At 66.5% G+C, this 3,094-nt stretch carries 2 protein-coding genes; both read left to right on the plus strand.

Annotated elements, in window-relative coordinates; all coding sequences use genetic code 11:
* Positions 1–34: 34 nt before the first annotated feature.
* Entirely contained in the window at positions 35–1,486 is a 1,452-nt protein-coding gene (gene dnaA / locus ACTHNQ_RS20940; protein WP_440335845.1) for a chromosomal replication initiator protein DnaA, read from the plus strand.
* Between the two features lie 471 nt (positions 1,487–1,957).
* Positions 1,958–3,094: DNA polymerase III subunit beta (gene dnaN / locus ACTHNQ_RS20945; protein ID WP_440335846.1), on the plus strand; the 1,137-nt coding region annotated here is incomplete at its 3' end.

The raw sequence follows: 3,094 nt of genomic DNA on the forward strand, positions 1-3,094 counted from the left end.
CATCCGGTGCAGTCATCAACAACCCGGGGGGGCCATGTCACCGCACGAGATTCCAGATGTACCGGTCTGGGCGGCCGTTCTGGACGAACTCGGGCGGGATGAGCGCATCACCCCGCAGCTGCACGGATTCCTGAACCTCGCGGTGCCGCAGGGCGTCATGGGGGGCACCCTCTATCTGGACGTGCCGAACGATCTCACCGCTGCGCAGTTCACCAAGCGCATGCGCGCGCCCATCCTCGAGGCGCTGTCCCGGGCCGACCAGCCCGATGAGGGGGCGGCATCCAATTTCCGGGTCGTCGTGAACCCGGACCTCGCCGACGCGCACCTCACCGCGCCGATCCCGGTCCAGTCGGTGAACGCGCCCGCGCCGACGGCTCCGAGCGCGCCGGTCGCGTCTCCCGTCGGGCGCGCGCCTCTCGAGGAACCGGTCGACACGGCGTCGGCGTCACGCAGCGACACCCGGCTGAACCCGAAGTACACGTTCGACAACTTCGTCATCGGCCAGTCCAACCGGTTCGCGCATGCCGCGGCGGTCGCGGTGGCCGAGGCGCCGGCCAAGGCGTACAACCCGCTGTTCATCTACGGGGACTCGGGGCTCGGCAAGACGCACCTTCTTCATGCCATCGGCGATTACGCGCTCAGCCTGTATGCCGGCATCCGCGTGCGCTACGTCTCGAGCGAAGAGTTCACGAACGACTTCATCAACTCGATCGCCAACAACCGCGACTCGGCATTCCAGGCCCGCTACCGCGACGTCGACATCCTTCTGATCGACGACATCCAGTTCCTCCAGGGCCGTGCCGAGACGCAGGAGGCCTTCTTCCACACGTTCAATCAGCTGCACGATCACGACAAGCAGGTCGTGATCACGAGCGATGTCCCGCCGAAGCACCTGACCGGCTTCGAGGACCGCATGCGCAGCCGGTTCGAGTGGGGCCTCATCACCGACGTCCAGGCGCCCGACCTCGAGACGCGCATCGCGATCCTCCGCAAGAAGGCGCAGTCCGAACGGCTCCACATCCCCGACGAGGTGCTGGAGTACATCGCCACCGTCGTCTCGAGCAACATCCGCGAACTCGAGGGCGCGCTCATCCGCGTCTCGGCGTTCGCGAGCCTGAACCGCTCGACGCTCGACATGTCGCTGGCGCAGACCGTGCTGCGCGACATCATCGACCAGGACGACGCCAACGTCGTCTCGCCGACCGACATCATCACGGCGACCGCGCAGTACTTCAAGCTGACCGTCGACGACCTGTACGGCTCGAGTCGCTCGCAGCAGGTGGCGCAGGCGCGACAGATCGCCATGTATCTGTGTCGCGAGCGCACGAGCCTGTCGCTGCCCAAGATCGGGCAGCTGTTCGGCAACCGCGATCACACCACCGTCATGTATGCGTACAAGAAGATCAGCGAGCTCATGAAGGAGCGCCGCTCGATCTACAACCAGGTGACGGAGATCACCGCGCAGCTCGGCCGCAACGGCCGCTGACGCCTCCCCTCGCGCACTCCCGCACCCTCGAACCCGTTCCGGCGCCATATGCCGGAACGGGTTCTTGACACGCGCGGGAGACAGGGCCAAAATTCCCGTTCTGCACAGTGTGGAAAACCTGTGGATAACTCCTCAACTCTGCGGAAACGCCTGTGAGTGAGCGGGGACAGCCTGTGGATGAATCCGGGATGCCGGCGGTCGCAGCATCCCGGAACGCGCAGTCCGTCCGCAGCCGATCCACAAGTCACAACCGTGTGGTTTCCCTCTCCCGACTGCCCTCGAGCGAGTTGTCCACAGTTTCCACAGCCGTTAACACCATGACAAGAAATCTCTCTGATGAAACCCGTCCGATCACCTTTGCGGTGGACAAGCCCCCCGAGGCGATGACGGGCTGGCATTCTCCAGACCTGCCACTAGCATGAGAACCCCGAGCCCGGAGTCGAAGGGCCCGCTGCTGCAGAGGGAGCATTCGTGAAGTTCCACGTCAACCGCGATGTGTTCAGCGAAGCCGTTTCGTTCGTCGTCAAGCTCCTGCCCCAGCGCAACCCTCAGCCGATCCTGGCCGGCGTGCTCATCGAGGCATCCGATCAGGGCCTCTCGCTCGCGGCTTTCGACTACGAGGCCTCGGCGCGCACGACGATCGAGGCGACCGTCGACGATCCGGGCACGATCCTCGTCCACGGCCGGCTCCTCTCCGACATCGCCAGCCGCTTGCCGAACGCCCCGATCCAGATCGAGGTCGATGACGACGGCGGCATCCTGCTCACCTGCGGCTCCGCGCGCTTCACCCTCGCGTCCATGCCCGTCCAGGAGTACCCCGCGATCCCCGAAGTGACCGGAGACTCCGGTCTGGTCCCCGCGGAGGACTTCGCCACGGCCATCGCGCAGGTCGCGTTCGCGGCATCCCGCGACGACGTGACTCCCGTGCTGACGGGCGTGCAGCTCGAGGTCTCGGGCACGAGCCTGAGCCTCGTCGCCACCGACCGCTACCGCGTCGCGCTGCGCGAGATCCCGTGGGACGGCGGCGGCACCGCCACCGACGAGGCCACCACTGCGCTCGTCCCCGCCCGCACACTCACCGAGGTCGGCAAGACGTTCGCCCACGGCGGCGACATCTCGATCGCGTTCTCGGGATCGGGCGATCGCGAGATCATCGCGTTCACCGCCGGCAACAAGACCGTGACCTCGCTGCTGATCAAGGGCAACTTCCCGCCCGTTCGCCGCCTGTTCCCCGCGCAGACCGAGCACCATGCGGTCGTGAACACGGCCGAGCTGGCCGAGGCCGTCCGTCGCGTGTCGCTCGTGCTCGACCGCTCGGCTCCGCTGCGGTTCACCTTCACGAGCGACAGCGTGTCGATGGATGCCTCCGGCACCGAGCAGGCGCGCGCCACCGAGTCGGTCGACGCCACGCTGCTCGGCGGCGACGACGTCACGCTGGGTCTCAACCCGCAGTACCTGCTCGAGTCGCTGGGCGCGGTCAAGAGCGAGTTCGTCCGCATCACGTTCACCTCGAGCGAGAACGCGAACAAGCTGAGCCCCGTGCTCATCACGCCGCAGACGTCGGTCGACAAGGCGGGCTCGGACTCGTTCCGGTACCTGCTGCAGCCG

Origin of the sequence: Microbacterium sp. (assembly GCF_051953575.1) — a bacterium.
Lineage (GTDB): Bacteria > Actinomycetota > Actinomycetes > Actinomycetales > Microbacteriaceae > Microbacterium.

Coding starts and splice junctions, on each gene's coding strand:
- dnaA (WP_440335845.1), top strand. CDS start 35: ATGTCACCGCACGAGATTCCAGATGTACCGGTCTGGGCGGCCGTTCTG.